The following is a 21,593-nucleotide window of genomic DNA, read 5'->3' on the forward strand; positions in this document are numbered from 1 at the left end:
AAACTGTATAATTATAAATAAAACAAAAATTCAAAAAATCAAAAAAATGTATAAAAAAGTATTGTCATACACGGATTTATAAAATATAATTAATACAAATCTTCTGAAAATTGAAACAGAGATTTATTATTATGTTGGGGGGCAAACATTATATGAAAAAGAGTATGTCGTTGTTATTAGTTTTCATCATGGCATTATCTGGTGTACTTGCTGCATGTTCTGGCGGTGGAAAAACAGATAAAAATGCTCAAGTATTAAATCTTTATGAAGGCTCTGATATTCCTTCAATGGACTCATCTTTAGCAACTGACCAAGTATCATTTAACGTATTTAACCAAGTAATGGAAGGTTTATATACGTTAGATAAAAATGATAAAGCGATTCCTGGTGTTGCAGAAGGTGAACCTAAAAAGTCTAAAGACGGTAAAACTTGGACAATCAAGTTACGTAAAGATGCAAAATGGTCTAACGGTGACCCTGTTACTGCAAAAGACTTCGAATTTGCTTGGAAACGTACTTTAGATCCTAAAACAGCATCTGAATATGCATACATTATGATGGATATTAAAAATGCACAACAAGTTAACGAAGGTAAAATGAAACCTGATCAATTAGGTGTTAAAGCGATTGACGATAACACTTTAGAAATCCAATTAGAGAAAAACAAACCATACTTTAAAGAATTATTAGCATTTGGTGTGTTCTTACCACAAAATGAAAAATTCGTTAAATCTAAAGGGGATAAATACGGTACTTCAAAAGAAAACACTGTATACAATGGTCCTTTCGTATTAAGCAAATGGGAAACTGAAAAAGCTTTCCAATTAAAACCAAACAAAAAATATTGGGATGCTAAAAAAGTAAAATTAACAGAAGTTAACTACACAATCGTAAAAGATAACCAAACAGCTTTAAATTTATTTGAAACAAACAAAATCGACCGTGTTGGTTTAACATCTGAAAACGTAGATAAATACAAAAAAGATCCTAAATTCTCAACAAAATTAGGTACTTCAACGTATTTCATTCGTATTAACCAAAAGAAAAACCCAGACTTAAAGAACAAAAATTTACGTTTAGCGATTGCAAAATCAATTGATAAAGATCGTTACGTTAAAAAATTATTAAACAACGGTTCTGAGCCTATCGATACTTTAAACCCTAAAAAGTTTACAGAACATGATGGTAAAGACTTCGTAGATGGCGTGAAATCACCATTAAACTACGACAAAGCAGAAGCTAAAAAGTACTATGACAAAGCGAAAAAAGAACTTGGTAAAGACAAATTCACATTCGAATATTTAACTTATGATGCAGATGAGTCAAAAACTGCTGCTGAATATGTTAAAGAACAAATTGAAACTAACTTACCTGGTGTAACTTTAAAAATTAAACAACAACCATTTAAACAAAAATTAGAATTAGAATCTAAATTAAACTATGAATTATCATTCTCTGGTTGGGGTCCAGACTATCCAGACCCAATGACATTTGATGATATGTTCGTTACTGATGGTGCACATAACCAAACTGCATGGTCAAATAAAGACTTCGACAAACTAATCGAAGATGCTAACGGTCCATTATTATCAGATATTCCTAAACGTTGGACTACTTTACAAGAAGCTGAAACTAAATTATTAAGTGATGCTGTAATCGTTCCAATGTACCAAGCTGGATCAGCACGTTTAGTTCAACCATACGTGAAAAACTATGTTGTTCACAAATTTGCTGGGGACACAACTTTAAAAGAAACTTATATTGAAGGTAAAAAATAATTCGTTTCTTAATAGAAATGAGGCGGTGTATATGCACCGCCTCATTTTTTGTTATATAAATCTAAAACAAATATTAATATTAAAATTAATGTACAATTTAATTTTTAATTAGTTATTCAGAAATGAAAGGTAAATAATCTATTTTTTTCTAAAGGTAAAGATTTTTGCAATGTGTCCAATAAAATTACTTGAATTCATTGAAGAAACGTACGACATCGCATTTTGTGCGTAAGTTTCATCTTCTCTCCCTTTAAGTCCAGGTTGATCCCAGTCTTTATGTCCAGTACGACCTTCAGGGTTATGCTCACCATGATGTTTCGGTGGCCAGTTTTTATTTTCAGTCATATAACCATCTCCTTTTTTTCATTATATAATGAAAATGACAATAATAACCTTAATATAACCTTAATTTTGAAACATAAAAAAACAACCAAATATTTTGGTTGTTTAAAAAATTATCTTCTTTTTCTACCTAAGCCCATTGCATTTTCCATTTTCTTTAACATTTTATATGCTTTCTTGTTTGCTTTTTCAGCACCTTTATCTAAAATGTCATCTAAAATTTCTGGGTGATTCATATAGTATTCATATTTTTCTTGGAATGGTGTAATAAAGTCCACCGTGATTTGTGCAAGGTCACCTTTAAAGTCACCATATCCTTTTCCTTCATATTTTTTCTCTATACTTTCAATTGATTCTCCAGTAAAAATTGAATACATTGATAATAAGTTTGAAATGCCTGGCTTATTTTCTTTGTCATATTTAACAATACCGTCAGAATCAGTCACTGCAGATTTGATTTTTTTAGCGACAGTATTAGGTGGGTCTAATAATGAAATAAAGCCTTTAGTATTTGAGTCCGATTTACTCATTTTTTTAGTTGGCTCTTGTAAACTCATGACACGACCGCCAACTTTAGGCATGCGTATTTCTGGAATAGTAAAGATTTCATTGTATCTGTTATTGAAGCGTTCTGCTAAATCACGTGTTAATTCTAAATGCTGTTTTTGATCTTCACCAACGGGCACAATATTAGTACCATAAAGTAATATATCTGCAGCCATTAATGGTGGATATGTAAGTAAACCTGCAGGAATGCCTTCTTTACGGTCTTTTGCTTTATCTTTATATTGTGTCATACGCTCTAATTCGCCGATTGTAGAAATTGATGTTAACATCCAGCCTGCTTGTGCATGTGCAGGAACTTCAGATTGAATGAATAAAGTAGCCTTATCAGGATCAATGCCACTTGCTAAATAAATCGCTGCTAATGTGCGAATATTTTTTCTTAAAGCTGTTTTGTCTTGTGGTACTGTAATTGCGTGTTGATCAACGATACAAAAATAACAATCGTATTGATCTTGAATTTCTACAAATTGTTTTAATGCGCCGATGTAATTCCCAATCGTTGGGATACCACTTGGTTGAATACCTGAGAATAAAGTTTCCATCTTTTTCACCTATCTTTTTTATAATAGGTTTATTGTACTATAAAATGACGAGCTTCGCATATTTCTATTGTATTTTGTTGCTATATTGTGACAGTTTTAATTGGAAATGTTGTAAACAATGGAATAGGTCGAATGGTGTATTGACTTATGTATATATAGGTTTATAATGAGCGTATATTAGTTATGAAAGATTTGATAACCTGTATTGAAAAACAATTCAGAATTTTTTAATTAAATTTTCGATTTATTAGGATTTTCTCATTTAATTTTAATGTTTTGAATTTATAATAAACATATCAAGTTAGCAAATAGAAAAATAAAGAAATCACGACAATGAAAACCGTGTTTATAGTGTATAAATTCGGGTATAGAATAATTGTCAACGATTTAATATCTAACTGATAAATAAACATTTAGGAGAGTGAGATGTATGGTAACATTATTTACTTCACCAAGTTGCACATCTTGCCGTAAAGCGAAAGCATGGTTACAAGAACATGATATTCCGTATACGGAGCGTAATATTTTTTCTGAGAACTTAACAATTGATGAAATTAAAGCGATTTTAAGAATGACTGAAGATGGAACGGATGAAATTATTTCTACACGTTCTAAAACATTCCAAAAATTAAATGTAGATATCGATGCATTACCGCTTCAAGATTTATATGAAATTATCCAAAAAAATCCTGGTCTTTTACGTCGACCAATTATTTTAGACGAAAAACGTTTACAAGTAGGATATAACGAAGATGAAATTCGTCGTTTCTTACCACGTAAAGTACGTACGTTCCAATTATTAGAAGCACAACGTATGGTTGATTAATTACAGCTACTTTTGTAGCTGTTTTTTTTATGTTTTCATTACGGTTTAATATTTTAGTTTCCCTTAAATTGTGGCGAAATGACAGCTTTAAATGAAATAAATTATAAATTAATTTCATTTGAATCGGAGTCTACTTATTTGAAAGCAAATGATTGTCAACTTCAATACGGATAGGGTACAATGAATGTACTATTCATTCAGATTGGAGGAATGAACATGCGTATTGAACGAGTGAATGAATCTACGATTAAATTTTATTTAACTTATGCTGATATAGAAGAACGTGGTTTTAATCATAATGAGCTATGGACATCACGTAAAAAAGGTGAAGAATTCTTTTGGCGCATTATGGAAGAAGTAAACCAAGAAGAAGAGTTTGTTGCAGAAGGACCATTATGGATACAAGTACATGCATTCGATAAAGGGATTGAATTTGTCGTTACGAAATCTAAACAAAACGATGTCATGCAATTACCTGAATCGTCAGAAGATCATTTAGAATATCATATGAGCGAATTTTTGCGTAAGATCATGAAAGAAGATGCTGAAATGAACGAAATGATGTCTGAGTTAAATGCACAAGTTGAACCATCTGTTTCAATGGATTTCCTAGTTGAGTTCCCAGATTTAGAATCTGTGATTCAATTTAGTCATGCCAACTTCGAAGTTTATGGTATTGAAGATTTATTATATTCATTTGAAAATAAATACTATTATTATGTTGAATTTCAAGCATTGCCAGAAGATATGATTGATGCTTATGTTGCCCATATTTTAGAATACGCAAATGACACTAGTGTTACAAAAGTTGTATTAGATGAATATGGTAAAATTATTATGAGTCATAATGTGAGAAATGAAGTTAAACGCTACTTTACATTAAATTAATTGGATTAACATTCCATTTATAAAATCTTTAGAAAATAAATAAAGAATTTGAATCACTTTCTACAATATATATAGTAGGGAGTGATTTTTTTATGTTATATGCCAAAAATGAAAACAACGAACTGATTCATGCTTCAAAGGCAAGTAAAAATGAGCGTTACTTTTGTACATGTTGTTCAAAACCTGTGTTATTAAAACAAGGACAATATAAACGTGCGCATTTTGCGCATGAAGTGTTGCATGATTGTTTTAATTTTTCAATTAAGAAAGAATCTAGTGCACATTTGTTTTGCAAACAACACATTTATCAATTGGTGAATGAAGGTGATTGTCATCTTGAGTATTATATGCATGAAATCGAACAAATACCTGACGTATTTTTGCGGCCGAACATTATTTTTGAAATTCAGCTATCCGTTATCTCTACTGAAATGATTTATATGAGAACAAAAGGATTTCATGCGCTAGGACATCGGGTCTTTTGGATAGTTGATCATTCATCATTAAAATTTAAAAGTCAAACTGTGAAACTGAATGCGTTTCAACATGCGATGATTGAGCCCAATTTACTTTGCCTATTTTGTTTTGATTTTAAGCAAAATGTACTATATGCTCTATTGTTAACTGAATGTGTGAAATTAAATACATATCGCTATCAAAAAGTAGAGATTCAATCAAAATCAGATATTTTGAACTTAGTAAGCGATATGGCTAATTTGTATCAAAAAAATATATATCGCTTATCTCCAAGAGAAAAACAAAAATATATCAAACAATGTAAACAAAAACGTTCAGTATTAGAGCCAACATTAAGTGCACTTTATCAAATGCGTATGTCACATGATTTGCCAGAAATGATTGGCATCGTTTTACCATTACAAATATACATTAGAACGCATCCAATCGCTTGGCAAACCCAATTATTAAAAGCATTAAAATTTAATGAAAAGATTGATTATCGAAAGCTTTTACAAATACAAAGTCATATGTTGTATGGCATCACGGAAGAAGAAGTGATCAACAATTTACTTAAATCTTATTTTGGAATATTAAAGGAAATACGTGCAAATATGTTAGAAAAATGAGAAAATTGTTTTAATCATATCATTTTTAGAAATATAGGAGGTTATTATGACTGAAATTATGAAACGTTCAGAACAAAAAATAGAAAATACATGGGATTTAACGACGATTTATAAAGATGATCAAGCATTTGAAGCGGCTTTTGAAAAATTACAAGGTTATTTAGGTAAAGAGAATTCTGTTCAAGGTACATTAGGCCAATCTAGTGAAGCATTGCTTAATGCATTATTACTTGATGCTGAAATTGATGAGCAATTAAACAAATTATACGTATACGCACATTTAAAACACGATGAGGATACGACGAATCCAACATATACAGCATTTGAAGCACGAGCTGCAAGTTTAGCGAACGAATTCTCAGCGAGATGGAGTTTTATGTTACCTGAATTAATGCAAATTGACGAAGCAACATTAAAATCATTTATCGAAGAAAATAAAGGATTAGCACGCTTTAAATTTGATTTAGAACGCATTAATAAAAAACGTGAACATGTATTAAGTGATAAAGAAGAAAAAATTCTTGCACAAGCAGGAGAAGCATTATCAGCATCAAGTAATACATTTAGCATGTTTAATAATGCGGATTTAACATTTGAATCGATTCAAGATAAAGAGGGGAACACGCATCCACTTTCACATGGATCTTATATTCAATATTTAGAAAGTAATGATCGTACGTTAAGAAAAAATGCTTATGAATCAATGTATAGAGAATACGGTAAATTTAATAATACATTAAGCCAAACGTTAAGTGGTAAAGTCAAAGCGAGTGTATTTTCAAGTAAAGTAAGAAATTATCATTCTGCTCGTCATCAAGCATTATCGAATAATGATATTCCAGAATCAGTATATGATAATTTAGTGAAAACAGTGAATGATCACTTACCTTTATTACATCGATATACAGAATTACGTAAATCATTACTTCAGTTAGATGATATGAAAATGTATGATATGTACACTCCACTCGTTCAAGACGAAACATTTGAAATGAGTTATGAAGAAGCTAAACAATGGATGCTAGATTCTTTAAAACCAATGGGTGAATCTTATGTTAATGTTGTTAAAGAAGGCTTAAATAATCGCTGGGTTGATGTTTATGAAAACAAAGGGAAACGCAGTGGTGCTTATTCTTCAGGGACATATGGCACAAACCCATTTATTTTAATGAACTGGACAGATAATGTAAATAACTTATTTACTTTAACACATGAATTTGGTCATTCGGTACACAGTTATTTCTCAAGAGAAAACCAACCTTCAAATATGGCAGGCTATTCAATCTTTGTTGCGGAAGTTGCATCTACATGTAATGAAGCATTATTAGCGCATCACATGATGAATACATTAACTGATGAAAAGAAAAAATTATACTTATTGAATTATCAGTTAGATGGATTCCGTGGGACAGTATTCCGTCAAACAATGTTCGCAGAATTTGAGCATATTATTCACACATTAGTAGAAAATAATGAACCACTTACAGCAGAACGATTAAATAAAGAATATGCAGCATTGAATCAAAAGTATTACGGTGAAGCGGTTGAAACAGATGAGTGGATTCAATATGAATGGTCTAGAATACCACATTTCTACTACAATTATTATGTTTACCAATATGCGACAGGTTACTCAGCAGCATATGCATTAAGTTCACAAATATTAAATGAAGGTGCACCAGCTGTTGAGCGATATATTAATCACTTCTTAAAAGCAGGATCAAGCGATTATCCGATTGAAGTATTAAAAGCTGCTGGTGTTGATATGACAAGTCCAGAGCCAATTGAAAAGGCATGTAAAGTATTTGAAGAAAGATTAAATGAATTTGAAGCATTAATTAAAAAGTTAAAGTAATACTTACGGATAGGGGGATGTTTAGATAAATTTGAAATTCAAAGTTGTGAAAAGGTTTACAATGTGACACTTTTGTGACAAGTCATCTGATGAGTTGAATGCATGTTTGAATCATGCTATATTGTATACATGAAATTAATCACATACCAAACATACCCCTTTGTTTGAGTGAAGAATTTCTCCCATCCCCTTTGTTTAATACCGTGTATTCAGACACGGTATTTTTTTTTGCTATTTTTTCATAAAAAAGAATATAACTAAACATCGGCGCAGAAGTTGCCAATACGACAAAAACCGAAGCAAACAATAAATCAAAAAGCGATTTATTAGTTTGGCTTCGGTTTTTTTGCTTGTGTCAAAACACTTATGTACCTGACGCTCTTATATGACTTTCTTCTTCCAAAACAAATCATGTTCATAATGGACTTTTTCGATGATATTTCTGATTTTAAGTTTGTTCAATTCATTTAGTAATATATTTCTTGGCCATTCATAAATGACTTCAAGTTCTAGTTCACTCACCATTTCATGCTCTGTAATATAACATTCGAGATTTGGCGGTAAATCCTTTTCAACGGGAATGTCCATCAATTCATTAACGATGTATGTATAAATATGGTAAGGTTGAACACCTTCAACTTTTAATCCTTCATCTTCAATATGTTCATTAAAGAATACTAATGTAGGTGTTATAGTAATATCCATTTCGTTTGCAATGTGTTGATCACATTTAATTGCTTGTGTAACGTGTGGACTTTTAATGTCTTGTAAAAACATATCCACATCAAGTTTTGCCTTTTTGGCGCAATGCATTACAAGTTCTTTTGTAATGATATCTTGTTTAGGCATAATCTCATTTTGTATAAATCTTAAAAAGCGACTTGCTTTCTTTCTTCCTTGCATTTCAGCTGCCTTGTATGCAAGTGCGATATTATCTTCAAGTGATGAACTTTGTGCTTGGCATTTCGTTAAAACTTTCAATGATGGCAACAAAATATGTTTAATCTCTACATATTGATGATATTCAATTTGTAATTTTCTTAAAACCGCATTTTGATGCCAACAATCCTTACAAAAAGGATCAAAGAACGAATAGATTTCTATTTTATTTTTTGGAATCAAATTGGGTTGATATTGATTAACAATAAGTTGTAATCCATTCATACTTTCACATCCATAATGTTATTTCATTGATACTTGATGTTTATTCATCGTATTGGTTTACCATATGTTCTGCAGTTAAAGTGAGCCTTTCTAATAAATATTGGCGTAATTCACTTTCCAACTGATGTGCATCTATTGCTTTTGTCATATTCTCTAACCAGGCTTCTTTTTCAAGTTGTCCAATTTTAAAATGCATATGCCTAGCACGCATCATCGGGTGTCCATGTTCATCTGAATATAACGTTGGTCCACCTAAGAATTGAGTTAGAAATTGTTTTTGCTTTCTTGCAGTTTCTTTAAAATCACCTGGGAATAAATGATTGATTCTATTATCTTTTTCTACATATTGATAGAAAGTATCAATGATTGCATATAATTTTTCTTTTGTAATTAATTCATAGGGTGTTGTCATATTTATCACCTTTTTAATATATCATTTTTTGTAAATAAAGAAAGCGATTTGCTTACTACCTAATCAGTGCTTGATATCTATCGTAAAAGCGTTGTACTTTATTTTTTACTTCTGTTGGTTGAATGTTGTAGGTCTCTAGTAATGCTTTAAATTCTTGCTTTCCTTTTTCATAGTCCGTAACTTCATATTCGATTTCAAAGTCTGATTGATCTAAATAGTGACTCGCATCTAGAAATAACGTGCCTGAAGCATATGATTTAATGTATCTTTCTGTTGAAAGTGCGCCAAATATCTTTAATTGCTCAATAGGAATATTTCGTGACGTTAATTCATCTAATATATGTTGTGGTACTTTATCTGTTTGAATAAATTCTTCTATTGTAATGGATTCATCTACTATGCCATTGTATTCCATGATACCTACTTGCTGTGGTATTTTTAGTGTCATTTCTTTTTGAGTTCCGATATCTCGAATGCGCAATGCTATTTTGGCATTTTTTAAATCAAAATGTGGCGTATCAATATAAAAATTAGTTTGTGTAAAGCCTTCTACATCACTAAACAGTGCTTGTCTAAGTTGATCAAATTGTTCATAAGATAATAAATTTTTAAATTCTATTTCTAATGCCTTTTTATCCATGTTATCACTCCTAATAATATTATCTATAAGTATAAAGTTTAAGTAAAGCAATACAATATTAAAAGTTTTTGTAAGCCTTTAGTTATGGTAAAATAATAGGCATGAGGAGTGTATGACAATGAATTTACATGTGAATGAAATTAAAATTGAAGATCAAAAAGTTTCTGTATTTACAGAAGAGGATAAAATGGATGTTTCAGCAACGGGTACTATGGTTGTCGATAGCGATCATTTTCAATTTGTTTATTTATTAGATAGTGCTGAAAGTTATCATAATTTAAGATTTGTTGAAGATACATGGGATATGCTAAAGGCCAATAAAGATAAATCTTGGTATTTATATGGTGAAATAGAATTAACCCAGTTTAGTGAAGAATTAAATGCATTATTAGATAATATTGTAGGAAACCACAATTATGGTAGGCCATTTGTAGAACGTGTTGAAAAAGCGTTTGAATTAGAATAGAGGTGTTTTAATGAACCAATGGGAATTATTTTTATCACCGTATAAACAGGCCATTGATGAGTTAAAGATAAAGTTAAAGGGGATAAGAAAGCAATTTCAATCTGAAGGTAAGGCGTCACCGATTGAATTTGTTACGGGACGTGTAAAGCCAATTCCATCAATTATCGAAAAAGCGAATAAACGTGGTATTCAGTTTGATCGATTAAGTGAGGAAATGTATGATATTGCAGGTTTGCGTTTAATGTGCCAGTTCGTTGATGATATTGATGTTGTTGTGGAAATGATTAGACAACGTAAAGACTTTGAAGTTGTTGAAGAACGTGATTACATTAAAGATACCAAAGAAAGTGGTTATCGTTCCTATCATGTCATTATTAAATATCCAATCGAAACGTTAAATGGACAAAAATTCATTCTTGCCGAAATTCAAATTAGAACACTGGCGATGAATTTTTGGGCGACTATTGAACATACATTAAGATATAAATATGATGGTGCCTATCCACCAGAAATTCAAAAAAGATTAGAAAGAGCAGCAGAGGCAGCTTATTTATTAGATGAGGAAATGTCAGAAATTAGAGAAGAAATCATTGAAGCACAAAAATATTATTCTGCATCTAGAAGTCTATAGGAGGAAACCATGAAATACGCGATTTTATCTAAAGGTGATTCAAAAAGTAATGCGTTAATGCATAAAATGAAAAACTACATGAATGACTTTAAAATGATTGAAGATACGATTGCTCCTGAAGTGGTTATCTCCGTTGGTGGGGATGGGACTTTATTACAAGCATTTCATACGTATAGTCATCGTTTAGATGAAGTAAGCTTTGTTGGGGTACATACCGGTCATCTTGGATTTTATGCAGATTGGCTACCACATGAAGTTGAAAAATTAATCATTGCATTAAATAATGATCCGATGCAAAAAATTGAATACCCATTACTTGAAGTCATCGTTAACTATGAAACTGGACGACCAACAAGATATTTAGCATTAAATGAGGCAACAGTTAAAACGAACAACGGGGCAACGCTTGTTGCAGATTTAGATATTCGACATACTTTGTTTGAAAGATTTAGAGGGGATGGATTGTGCATTTCAACTCCGAGTGGTTCAACAGCTTATAATAAAGCATTAGGTGGGGCACTTATTCACCCTTCATTAGATGCAATGCAAATTACTGAAATTGCATCTATTAATAACCGTGTATTTAGAACCGTTGGCTCACCACTTGTGTTACCTAAACATCATACATGTCACATTAAACCAGTTACAAGTGGGCCTTTACAATTAACATTTGATCATGTAACAAGTGATCACCGTAATGTGACAAGCATCCAATGTAGAGTGGCAGACGAAAAGATTAGATTTGCAAGATTTAGACCATTTCCTTTTTGGAAGCGTGTACACGATTCTTTTATTGCAAGTAGTGTTGATACATGAGCCGCTTAAATTTTGTTGTAGATGAAAATGTATTGCTAAGATCGTTTCTACAAAATCAAAATATTAGCAAAAAAAGTTTGAGCACCATTAAACAAAATGGTGCTCTTCTTGTTAATGGATGCCCTGTTACTGTAAGGTATCAGCTTTCAATCGGAGATGTAGTCGAAATCATTTTACCAAAAGAGTCTCATAGTCCTAATTTAATCCCTTCAAGTGGCGAAGTCACTGTGCTTTATGAAGATGCACATATATGTATTGTTGATAAACCCGCATTTATGAATACGATTCCTTCACAGTTACATCCTCATGACAGTTTAATTGAACGTGTTTTGTATCATTTTCAAAAAATGGGTGATGAAAGTAATCCGCATCCTGTGAATCGTTTAGATCGCAATACAAGCGGCATTGTTGTTTTTGCAAAACATCAATTGATGCACCATTTGATGACCGGCATTATTGAGAAATATTATATTGCGAATGTTGTAGGTGATATGAAAAATCATGGAAATATTTGCACGCCAATTGAACGTGCGAGAGATTCGATTATCACAAGAATGGTATCAATTTATGGTAAACATGCTAGAACGGAATATCAATTATTAAATAAAAATCATCAATATAGTCAATTGTGGATACGACTTCATACAGGAAGAACGCATCAAATCCGTGTTCATTTCGCTAGTATGAATCATCCTTTGCAAGGAGACACTTTATATGGATTAGATGATACGATTAATCGACATGCATTACATGCAGTTCAAATAAAGTTTGTACATCCGATTACCTATGAAGTTTTGACAATCTCGAGTCCTTGTCCTACAGATATGCAATTACTTTAAGTAATAGTTATTGTTGTATGTATTAATATAATCATGTATTATCAACGTATGAATTTGAGTATTTAAAGGAGGGTTTTAATGAATCATGCAGATTTAATTTCATTAGTTGTTGTAGTAATGGCAGCTTTTGTTACACCGATATTATTAAATCGACTTAGGATAAACTTCCTTCCCGTTGTTGTTGCAGAAATATTAATGGGTATCGTTATCGGTAAAAGTTTATTTGGACTTGTCGAACGCAATGATATTTTAAATATTTTATCAACGCTCGGTTTTATTTTCTTAATGTTTTTAAGTGGTTTAGAAATTGACTTTAAAGCATTTAAGTCAAATGATGATAAAAATAAAAAAGAGAGTCAAGGTAAAAAAGAACCAAATCGCTTAATTTTGACCAATGTTATTTTTATGTTCATTTTTATCTTATCTGTTATTTGTGCATATATATTTAAATGGGTAGGATTAGTAAATGACCCATTATTAATGATTATTATTATTTCTACCATTTCGCTTGGTGTTGTTGTGCCAACTTTAAAAGAAATGAATTTAATGCAAACGTCAATCGGCCAAATTATCTTGTTGGTTGCCGTTATTGCGGATTTAGCAACGATGTTGTTATTAACACTTTACGGGACATTGCATGCCAAAGGGGATTCACCAATTTGGTTGATCAGCATTTTAATTGTGTTTACCATCATTATTTATATGGTTGGTGGCTATTTCAAGAAAGCAACATTTTTACGTAAATTGAATGAAGGTACAACGCAAATTGGTATACGTGCAGTCTTTACATTAATATTATTGTTAGTAGCACTTGCTGAAGGTTTAGGGGCAGAAAATATTTTAGGTGCCTTTTTAGCAGGTTGCGTCGTAAGTTTATTAGGTCCAGATAAAGATATGATTCATAAGTTAGATAGTTTTGGCTATGGCTTTTTCATTCCAATCTTTTTTATCATGGTTGGGGTAGATTTAGATATACCAGCACTATTTAGAGATCCATCTTATTTAATACTCATTCCAATCTTATTTGTGACATTTTTACTTACAAAGATTATTCCAATGACAGTACTGTTAAAGTGGTATGATAAGCAAACAATTATCGCATCATCATTTTTATTAACATCAACATTATCATTGGTGATTGCGAGTGCTAAAATTGCTGAACGATTGGGGACAATTAACGGTGCATTAAGTGGTACGTTAATATTAAGTGCTGTAATCACTTGTGTCATTGTACCAATTATCTTTAAAAAGTTATTCCCAGTGCAAAAGACTGAACAAAAAGTCATTAAAATTGCATTCATTGGGAAGAATCAATTGTCGATTCCATTGGCACAAAGTTTTAAATCAAATTTATATGAACCGACATTATTTTTCAGAGAAGACAATTCAGATAATCGTACTTTAAATGATGTAACAACAGTTGAAATAAAAGAATATACTTTTGAAATATTAGAAGCGCATGGGTTATTTGATTTTGATATTGTTGTATGTTCTGCAAATGATAAATCTATTAACCGAAAAGTTGCTTTAATGGCAAAACAACAAGGCGTTAATCGTGTGATTTGTCGTGTTGAGACGAAAACAGATCAAGATGATTTAGCAAATGAAGGCATTGAGATATTTAGTGAATTCCAAAGTACAAAAACGTTATTAAAAGGTTTAATTGAATCTCCAAACATGATGAATTTATTATCAAACGTTGAAACTTCTCTATATGAGATTGAAATGTTAAACACACGTTACCATGAAATGACTTTACGAACATTTCCTTTCAACGGAGATATCATCTTTGTACGTATTTTGCGTGGTTCAGATTCTATCGTGCCGCACGGGGATACAGAATTACATTTTAAAGATCGATTGATTGTTACTGGTTCAAGAAATTACGTAGACGATTTAAAACGTGAATTAGAATTAATTTAATAAGATAGTATACCTAAAAGAGTGAGACATTCAATGTCTCACTCTTTTGTTGCATTTTAAGGATTTATTGTTAAAATTAGTAGTAGGTATTAAAACTAAGTTATAAGGAGATTATCATGTTAAACTTTAAAGATAAAACTTTTGTCATTATGGGCATTGCAAATAAAAGAAGTATTGGTTACGGAGTAGCACAAGTATTAGATCAAGTTGGAGCAAAAATTATTATTACTTACCGTAAAGAAAGAAGTAAAGAAGCGGTTGAGAAGTTATTACCAAACTTTATTCATAATCAAGATGCACCTCTTATTCAATGTGATGTACAAAAAGATGAAGATGTTGTAAATGCGTTTGAAACAATTAGCAACTCTTATGGAAAAATTGACGGCGTCTTTCATTCCATCGCTTTTGCGAATATGGAAGACTTAAGAGGTCGATTCAGCGATACAAGTCGAGAAGGATTTTTGTTATCTCAAGACATCAGTGCATACTCATTAACAATTGTTAGTCGTGAAGCAAGTAAAATTATGAATGACAATGGCTCAATTGTTACAACGACATATTTAGGTGGGGAATTTGCGGTACCAAATTACAATGTGATGGGTGTTGCAAAAGCAAGTTTAGAAGCAAGTGTGAAATATTTAGCGGCAGATTTAGGTGCAGAAGGCATCAGAGTGAATGCCATTTCAGCTGGACCTATTAGAACTTTAAGTGCTAAAGGTGTTGGGGGATTCAATAGTATATTAAAAGAGATTGAAGATCGCGCACCACTTAAACGCAATGTCGATATTTTAGAAGTTGGCAAAACTGCACTATACTTATTAACGGACTTATCAAGTGGTGTTACTGGAGAAAACATTCATGTGGATAGTGGCTACCACATTGTAAAATAAATATTTAAAATTGATAAACCCCGTCATGATAGTAAAATCCAAGTCATGACGGGGTATTTATATTATTGACCTAATTTAAACGTTTCTAATGTGTTCCAAGTACCATTTTCTAATTGGTAACATAATGAAATCTTACTGATTGTTTCGTTATGTTGAATGCCAGCCATTCTTAATTGACCGTAAATATCTTCAAATTCTTGACTTGTTAAACCTTGACCAATTGTAAAGTGTGGTACGAATGGATGTACATTTTTACCATAGAAAGTACCATCATTTAATGCTTCAAAAATGCTTGTTAAAGTATCGTTTTGAGCAACTTTAAAATAGATTACATTGTTGCTTGGTGCAAAGTTAGAAACTTTTTCTACATGAATTTCTGTTGGTTGATGTTGTTTTGCAACTTCAGCAATTTTTTGAGTGACTGTCTCAACTTCATGCTCATCAACTTCAAATGCATCTTTTATCGTAATATGTGGCGCAATGACGCGATAATGATCATCGTATCTTTTACGATAAGAGTTTACTGTGTCCTGAAAACTTTTAGATGGAAAAATTACAATACCTAACTTCATAGTTTTGCCTCCCCGATGTTGATATAACCATTATATCAATATTTTAAGATAAAAAATATTGTAATACATGTTCAATTTGTGGTTTCCAAACTTTCCATGTATGACTTCCTGTTTTTTCTGAATAATAATGATGTACGCCTAACGTATTCAAGTGTTCATGAAAATCTTGAATCGGTGTTAAAAAATCAGCAGATTCACCAGACATTAATTTAAAATCAAATTCATCTTCACCAACAATTATATAATAATCTTGTTGATTAAATTGTGTAAAGTATTTCGCTACAATCATAGGGCTAAATAGGCATGCTTGGTTAATCATATTTGAATGATGCAATGTAATATCTAACGCTATACTTGCAGCTAAGCTGTCACCTAATACTAAACGATGGTTTGGTGATTGGATGGTATTGAAGTTTTCATCGATAAAAGGTAACAATTCATGTATCACAAAGTTGATCATTTGCGACTGAAATTCACTTTCAGGGTGATATTCACGTTTACGCATATCAACATTAGGATAATGTACAAATACAATGATTGCATGACGTATTTGCTCATTTTGATATAATGCTTCGAATTGACGGTGGATTTGGCCCATTTGCTGGAAATCTTGACCATCAAGACAGATTAAAACATCACTTTTAACGGTATTATCTTGAAAATAAATACCAAGTTTGACATCACGATTCAAATAATTACTATAAACTTGTTCTGGATTAATAATTTTACCTTTATACATGAATTACTCCTTTACACATAGCTTTATTTTACCATAACCTTATGGTAATGTAAGCGTTTCATTTTCGAATTATTCTTTATTTTAACAATTTTACTATACATTTATGTATAATATAATTAGATTAAGGAGGTCATTATGGTCAACAAAGTTTGGTTTAGATACGGCATTGGATTGTTATTATTTTTTCTTATAATTAAATACTTTTTAGAAATTAATCACATTTTTTATCCTATTATTATAGTGGTACAATCAATTTTATTACCGCTTCTTCTAGGCGGATTTTTATATTATTGTACTGTACCAATTCAAACATTTTTAGAGAAAAGAAAGTTTAAACGTTGGCAAAGTGTCCTATCGATAATGTTATTATTGTTCATTGCATTCGGTATTTTCGTCTCATTTTTAGGACCGGTTATTTATGATCAATCTAAAAATTTCGTAGACAGTTATCCTAAAATTGAAAAAGAAGTGAATCATTATATCAATGTAGCGTTAGATCAAAGAGATAAGTTACCTGAAGATGCTAAAACTAAAATTAATGATGCATTAAGTAAAATCAATAATTCGATTGGTAAAATTATTTCAAATGCATTTAATGTAATTACATCATTTGTATCCACGATGTTTTTATTAATTTTAGTACCATTTTTCTTAATTTATATGTTAAAAGACCATGATAAATTTATCCCTTTTGTTACTCAAATTTTTAAAGGTGATCAAAAATTATTTGTCACAAAGTTATTTAAAGACATTGATAAAACTTTACGATCATATATTCAAGGTCAAGTGACTGTGAGTATCATTTTAGGTGTGCTATTATTAATTGGTTATTTTGTAATTGGATTAAAATATGCACTTATTCTAGCGTTATGGGGCATGGTGACAAACTTAATACCATTTTTAGGACCATATTTAGCAATTATACCTGCAATGATCATTGCATTGATACAAGATCCAATAATGGTTGTCTATGTCATTATTATTATGTTTATTGCACAACAATTAGAAGGTAATATCATTACACCAAATGTTATGGGGAAATCGTTAAACATATATCCGTTAACAATCATTACAGTAATATTAGCAGCAGGAAATTTAGGTGGTTTTATGGCGATATTAGTCGCTGTGCCAACATATGCTGTATTAAAGGTTATCGTAACAAACACATATGAATATATTTTAAAAACAAATGAAAAAATTAAACAAAAAGAAAAAGTAGAAATGGATAGATAAGGAGAATATTTTGAAAGTCAGAAAAGCAGTCATTCCAGCAGCAGGGTTAGGTTCAAGGTTTTTACCAGCTACAAAAGCAATGCCGAAAGAAATTTTACCGATTTTAGACAAGCCTACGATTCAATACATTGTTGAAGAAGCAGTAAGAGCGGGTATTGAAGATATTATTATCGTCACAGGTAAACATAAACGTGCTATTGAAGACCATTTTGACTCACAGTTAGAATTAGAATTAAATTTAAAAGAAAAAGGTAAATTAGAATTACTTGAAAAAGTACAACATTCAACGAATTTAGCCAATATCTTTTATGTCCGCCAAAAGTCACCACAAGGTTTAGGGCATGCAATTTGGACAGCGAAGCAGTTCATTGGAGATGAACCTTTTGCTGTATTATTAGGGGACGATATTGTTGACGGTGAAGTACCTGCTATCAAACAACTTATGAATGTATATGATGAAACAAAAAAATCTGTTATCGGTGCTAAAACCGTTTCATACGAAGATACAGAACGTTATGGGATTATTGAAAGTAAATCTCAAGATGGTCGCATGTATGAGATTGATAATTTAATTGAAAAGCCAAAGTTTGGTACAACAGACTCAAGATTAGCAATTATGGGGAGATACGTACTAACGCCTGATATTTTTGAGTATTTAGAAGAACAAAATATTGGAGCAGGTGGAGAAATCCAATTAACAGATGCTATTCAAAGAGTTAATGAAGTAGATTCAGTATATGCATATGATTTCGAAGGAGATCGTTTTGACGTAGGAGACAAAATTGGATTTGTTAAAACAACAATGGAATATGCAATGCGTTCAGAAATGAAAGATGAACTGGTACCATTCTTAAAAGACTTGATACAAAAATACGAATAAATCGTTCTAAAGAAAGCAAAAAAGACATCCGTTAATGGATGTCTTTTTTTAATGTTGATCGATGTTTAATAAAGTAAATAGTATAGAAACAAGCTAAGAAGATGAACAAACTACCTGAAACATAAAAAGTATATTTGGATTCTCGGAAAATCTCAGTGATTAAACCACCGATAATTGGACCTAACATTGTTCCAATACCTTGAATACTATTGAATACACCCCATGTTTCTTCTTTTAATTGTTCATGTATTTCACTTGCCATAAATGCATTCCAACCAGGTAGTAATAAACCATAAAATATACCAATCGTAAATGCGATAGCACAAGCAATATAGTAATTGGTAACGGTTGTTAAATAAAAAATGAGACTACCATAAACAATAAATCCTAATAAAATAATGCCATAAGTATATTTTTTAGAAATCTGATCCATTATTTTTGAAATAAATAACATTGAAATGGTACAGCCGAATCCACCGGCGATTAAAATATATGTATATTCTAATGTTGTAACATTCAAGTGCTTCATCGCGAACGTTGGTAAGATGGGTACTAGCATTCCAATTGCTAAACCTTGAAATAATATGCCAGGGAATAAATTCATATGTCTTCTAGCAACTGTATAAATTTTATTGAGTTGTACCTTCAAAGACTTTTTCTCAATATAAGATACTTCTACATTGACAAAAAAGTAAAGTATCCATGCAATGAGAATAAAGAGCGGCATTAAAAATGAAAAATGTGTTGGATGTACTTTAATCAGTAAGTTCATCCCAATCATTCCTGCAATCATACCGACAAGCCATGCAAAATAAACATAACCCATTTGCTTTGTGCGCTCATTATCATTGACCGAACTTAACATAATAACCCAAATTGGACAAACAGCAATTCCTAAAACAATTGCTGCAAATATAAGTGTCATTGGTGTTGTAAAAAATACGATTAATCCTAAACCTATAAAACCAAAAAGAAAGCTAAAGTTTAAAACGCGTTTTGTACCATATCGTTTTAACAAAAAGCCAACTGTAAAATTCGTTAATGCATCAAAAATAAAATGAAGAGAAATACATACTGACACAATACCTACTGTAATACCAGTTTTATTTGTAGGTAATATGGTTAAATAACTTAGTATGTACATCCCTCTTGCAAATTCCATTAAAAACAGAATAATCAACATGAACCAAAAGTTCTTGCCTGATATATATTTATTTTGAGATAAGTTTTGCATACAGTGAAGCTTTCGATAATAATTGTTTCGTCATCATTGATTCATTCAACATGTAAATAATGTCTTCACAAATCACTTTTGCTGCATTCGGTTTATAGGATAATTGCATATTTTGTTTTAATTTTAATAGTTCTTTATCATGGTTTAATAAATCTTGAACCACATGTACTGTTTCATCATAAGTATGTGTAATACGACCATAGCCTTGATTTGAAAAATAAATGGCATTTTCACCTTCTTGACCAGGTGCTGGATTAAAGAATACTAATGGGATGGCTTTACATAAACTTTCTGTTATAGTAATGCCGCCTGGCTTTGTAAGCATTAAATCACAAGCATCCATCCATTGATCCATATCTTGAGTGTAACCAATCACTAAAACATGATGTGCATGCTTAAATTGATTTTTTAAATTATTTAGTAATTGTTGATTGCTACCACAAACGACTACAAATTGTTTTGTTTCATCTTGACTCATTCGTTCAAGCATTGTATTAAAACCTTCAACAACACCAAAAGCACCAGCAACCATTAATAAAGTTTTTTTCGATGGATCTAATTGATGTTGAGTTAGCCATGCAGTGCGATCTTTTTTCTGCTCAAACTTATTATGAATAGGGATGCCAGTCACTTCGATTCGATGAGCATCTACACCAATATTTAATAGTTCATTTTTAACTTTTTCGCATGCGACATAATAACGTTCAGATTTTGGCGTATACCAATTCTTATGAAAATTATAATCAGTTATCACAGTTACAACTGGTATATTTAAATTGAACGCATCTTTAATCAACGAAACAACCGGTGTTGGGAATGTAAGTAGAATTAAATCTGGTTTTTCTTTGATTAAAATATTTATTAACCGATTAAGACCATAATATTTATAGAAGCAGCGATCAAGGTCATTTTGATTGGCATAATAAAAATGTTTGTAGCTCTTTCTAAAATATTTATAACTGTTTAAGTAATATTTTTTTGCGATATTAGTAATCACAGGGTGTGCTTCCAAGAAAAGATCGTGTTCAATAATATTGAGAGATTTTAAATTCATTTCATTGAATTGATTCACGATACTGTTCGTTACAGAAATATGACCATTTCCAAAAGATCCTGTAAGAATCAATATTTTTTTATTTTGCATGCCACACACTCCAGTTAATTGATTTACACACTATGCATTTATGTTATTTTAACGCATAATCAGTATTTTGTGAAAACATATTATGTGACATTACAAAAAAATTACAAAAAACGGTAAGTATCTTAAC

22 protein-coding genes are annotated in these 21,593 nt (G+C 31.2%); 13 read left to right on the forward strand and 9 right to left on the reverse strand.

The window, feature by feature from the left end; translation table 11 throughout:
* Nucleotides 1-152: 152 nt before the first annotated feature.
* Nucleotides 153-1,778, forward strand: coding sequence for a peptide ABC transporter substrate-binding protein (locus tag ER639_RS00165; protein WP_129063725.1), 1,626 nt, complete (start codon nt 153-155; stop codon nt 1,776-1,778).
* A gap of 138 nt (nt 1,779-1,916) precedes the next feature.
* Here the strand turns inward: ER639_RS00165 and ER639_RS00170 are convergent, their stop codons facing one another.
* Together ER639_RS00170 and trpS are read right to left on the reverse strand one after the other, a co-directional pair.
* A complete protein-coding gene (locus tag ER639_RS00170; RefSeq protein ID WP_129063726.1) occupies nt 1,917-2,123 on the reverse strand; it encodes a hypothetical protein in 207 nt (68 codons plus the stop codon).
* A 110-nt stretch (nt 2,124-2,233) separates the two neighbouring features.
* On the reverse strand, nt 2,234-3,229 hold the full coding sequence (gene trpS / locus ER639_RS00175; RefSeq protein WP_129063727.1) for a tryptophan--tRNA ligase: 996 nt from the start codon (nt 3,227-3,229) through the stop codon (nt 2,234-2,236).
* 430 nt (nt 3,230-3,659) lie between these two features.
* Between trpS and spxA the strand changes: the two genes are divergently transcribed.
* The 4 genes from spxA to pepF all read left to right on the forward strand — a co-directional run bounded on the left by spxA (nt 3,660) and on the right by pepF (nt 7,883).
* Nucleotides 3,660-4,055 carry a transcriptional regulator SpxA gene (spxA, locus tag ER639_RS00180; RefSeq protein ID WP_129063728.1) on the forward strand — a complete coding sequence of 132 codons (396 nt, stop codon included), beginning with the start codon at nt 3,660-3,662 and terminating at the stop codon, nt 4,053-4,055.
* A gap of 216 nt (nt 4,056-4,271) precedes the next feature.
* Entirely contained in the window at nt 4,272-4,943 is a 672-nt protein-coding gene (gene mecA, locus ER639_RS00185; protein ID WP_129063729.1) for an adaptor protein MecA, read from the forward strand.
* 92 nt (nt 4,944-5,035) lie between these two features.
* Nucleotides 5,036-6,028, forward strand: a complete 993-nt coding sequence (locus tag ER639_RS00190) for a competence protein CoiA (RefSeq protein ID WP_129063730.1) — start codon at nt 5,036-5,038, stop codon at nt 6,026-6,028.
* Between the two features lie 46 nt (nt 6,029-6,074).
* A complete protein-coding gene (gene pepF / locus ER639_RS00195) occupies nt 6,075-7,883 on the forward strand; it encodes an oligoendopeptidase F (RefSeq protein WP_129063731.1) in 1,809 nt (602 codons plus the stop codon).
* Nucleotides 7,884-8,264: 381 nt separating this feature from the next.
* Here the strand turns inward: pepF and ER639_RS00200 are convergent, their stop codons facing one another.
* The 3 genes from ER639_RS00200 to ER639_RS00210 are packed head-to-tail and all read right to left on the reverse strand — an operon-like array spanning nt 8,265 to nt 10,099.
* Nucleotides 8,265-9,047 (reverse strand): ClpXP adapter SpxH family protein, encoded by a 783-nt coding sequence (locus tag ER639_RS00200; RefSeq protein ID WP_129063732.1) that lies wholly within the window; start codon nt 9,045-9,047, stop codon nt 8,265-8,267.
* 40 nt (nt 9,048-9,087) lie between these two features.
* Nucleotides 9,088-9,459, reverse strand: a complete 372-nt coding sequence (locus ER639_RS00205) for a globin domain-containing protein (RefSeq protein ID WP_129063733.1) — start codon at nt 9,457-9,459, stop codon at nt 9,088-9,090.
* A gap of 55 nt (nt 9,460-9,514) precedes the next feature.
* Nucleotides 9,515-10,099 (reverse strand): CYTH domain-containing protein, encoded by a 585-nt coding sequence (locus ER639_RS00210; RefSeq protein WP_129063734.1) that lies wholly within the window; start codon nt 10,097-10,099, stop codon nt 9,515-9,517.
* Between the two features lie 112 nt (nt 10,100-10,211).
* Between ER639_RS00210 and ER639_RS00215 the strand changes: the two genes are divergently transcribed.
* The 6 genes from ER639_RS00215 (at nt 10,212) to fabI (ending at nt 15,664) form a co-directional block, all read left to right on the forward strand.
* Entirely contained in the window at nt 10,212-10,565 is a 354-nt protein-coding gene (locus ER639_RS00215) for a UPF0738 family protein (protein WP_240663966.1), read from the forward strand.
* Between the two features lie 10 nt (nt 10,566-10,575).
* Complete coding sequence (yjbM, locus tag ER639_RS00220; RefSeq protein ID WP_129063735.1) at nt 10,576-11,196, forward strand: GTP diphosphokinase; 621 nt, start codon at nt 10,576-10,578, stop codon at nt 11,194-11,196.
* A 9-nt stretch (nt 11,197-11,205) separates the two neighbouring features.
* Complete coding sequence (locus ER639_RS00225) at nt 11,206-12,012, forward strand: NAD kinase (protein ID WP_129063736.1); 807 nt, start codon at nt 11,206-11,208, stop codon at nt 12,010-12,012.
* The gene (locus ER639_RS00230) at nt 12,009-12,851 is read left to right on the forward strand and encodes an RluA family pseudouridine synthase (protein ID WP_129063737.1); all 843 of its coding nucleotides are present in this window, start codon (nt 12,009-12,011) and stop codon (nt 12,849-12,851) included. The genes ER639_RS00225 and ER639_RS00230 overlap by 4 nt, the downstream gene beginning before the upstream one ends.
* Before the next feature lie 78 nt (nt 12,852-12,929).
* The gene (locus ER639_RS00235; protein ID WP_129063738.1) at nt 12,930-14,774 is read left to right on the forward strand and encodes a monovalent cation:proton antiporter family protein; all 1,845 of its coding nucleotides are present in this window, start codon (nt 12,930-12,932) and stop codon (nt 14,772-14,774) included.
* A gap of 116 nt (nt 14,775-14,890) precedes the next feature.
* Nucleotides 14,891-15,664 carry an enoyl-ACP reductase FabI gene (fabI, locus tag ER639_RS00240; RefSeq protein ID WP_129063739.1) on the forward strand — a complete coding sequence of 258 codons (774 nt, stop codon included), beginning with the start codon at nt 14,891-14,893 and terminating at the stop codon, nt 15,662-15,664.
* 62 nt (nt 15,665-15,726) lie between these two features.
* Here the strand turns inward: fabI and ER639_RS00245 are convergent, their stop codons facing one another.
* The gene (locus ER639_RS00245; protein ID WP_129063740.1) at nt 15,727-16,236 is read right to left on the reverse strand and encodes a YjcG family protein; all 510 of its coding nucleotides are present in this window, start codon (nt 16,234-16,236) and stop codon (nt 15,727-15,729) included.
* Nucleotides 16,237-16,279: 43 nt separating this feature from the next.
* Nucleotides 16,280-16,975, reverse strand: coding sequence for an alpha/beta hydrolase (locus ER639_RS00250; protein ID WP_129063741.1), 696 nt, complete (start codon nt 16,973-16,975; stop codon nt 16,280-16,282).
* 135 nt (nt 16,976-17,110) lie between these two features.
* Here ER639_RS00250 and ER639_RS00255 point away from each other — a divergent pair, with 135 nt between their 5' ends.
* Nucleotides 17,111-18,208 carry an AI-2E family transporter gene (locus tag ER639_RS00255; protein ID WP_129063742.1) on the forward strand — a complete coding sequence of 366 codons (1,098 nt, stop codon included), beginning with the start codon at nt 17,111-17,113 and terminating at the stop codon, nt 18,206-18,208.
* A 7-nt stretch (nt 18,209-18,215) separates the two neighbouring features.
* Nucleotides 18,216-19,088, forward strand: a complete 873-nt coding sequence (gene galU, locus ER639_RS00260) for a UTP--glucose-1-phosphate uridylyltransferase GalU (protein ID WP_129063743.1) — start codon at nt 18,216-18,218, stop codon at nt 19,086-19,088.
* Nucleotides 19,089-19,119: 31 nt separating this feature from the next.
* Here the strand turns inward: galU and ltaA are convergent, their stop codons facing one another.
* Nucleotides 19,120-20,322, reverse strand: a complete 1,203-nt coding sequence (gene ltaA / locus ER639_RS00265; protein WP_129063744.1) for a lipoteichoic acid biosynthesis MFS flippase LtaA — start codon at nt 20,320-20,322, stop codon at nt 19,120-19,122.
* Nucleotides 20,300-21,466, reverse strand: coding sequence for a diglucosyl diacylglycerol synthase (locus ER639_RS00270; protein ID WP_129063745.1), 1,167 nt, complete (start codon nt 21,464-21,466; stop codon nt 20,300-20,302). The genes ltaA and ER639_RS00270 overlap by 23 nt, the downstream gene beginning before the upstream one ends.
* Nucleotides 21,467-21,593 lie beyond the last annotated feature (127 nt).

Source organism: Macrococcus sp. DPC7161 (assembly GCF_004117835.1).
Classification (GTDB): domain Bacteria; phylum Bacillota; class Bacilli; order Staphylococcales; family Staphylococcaceae; genus SDSC01.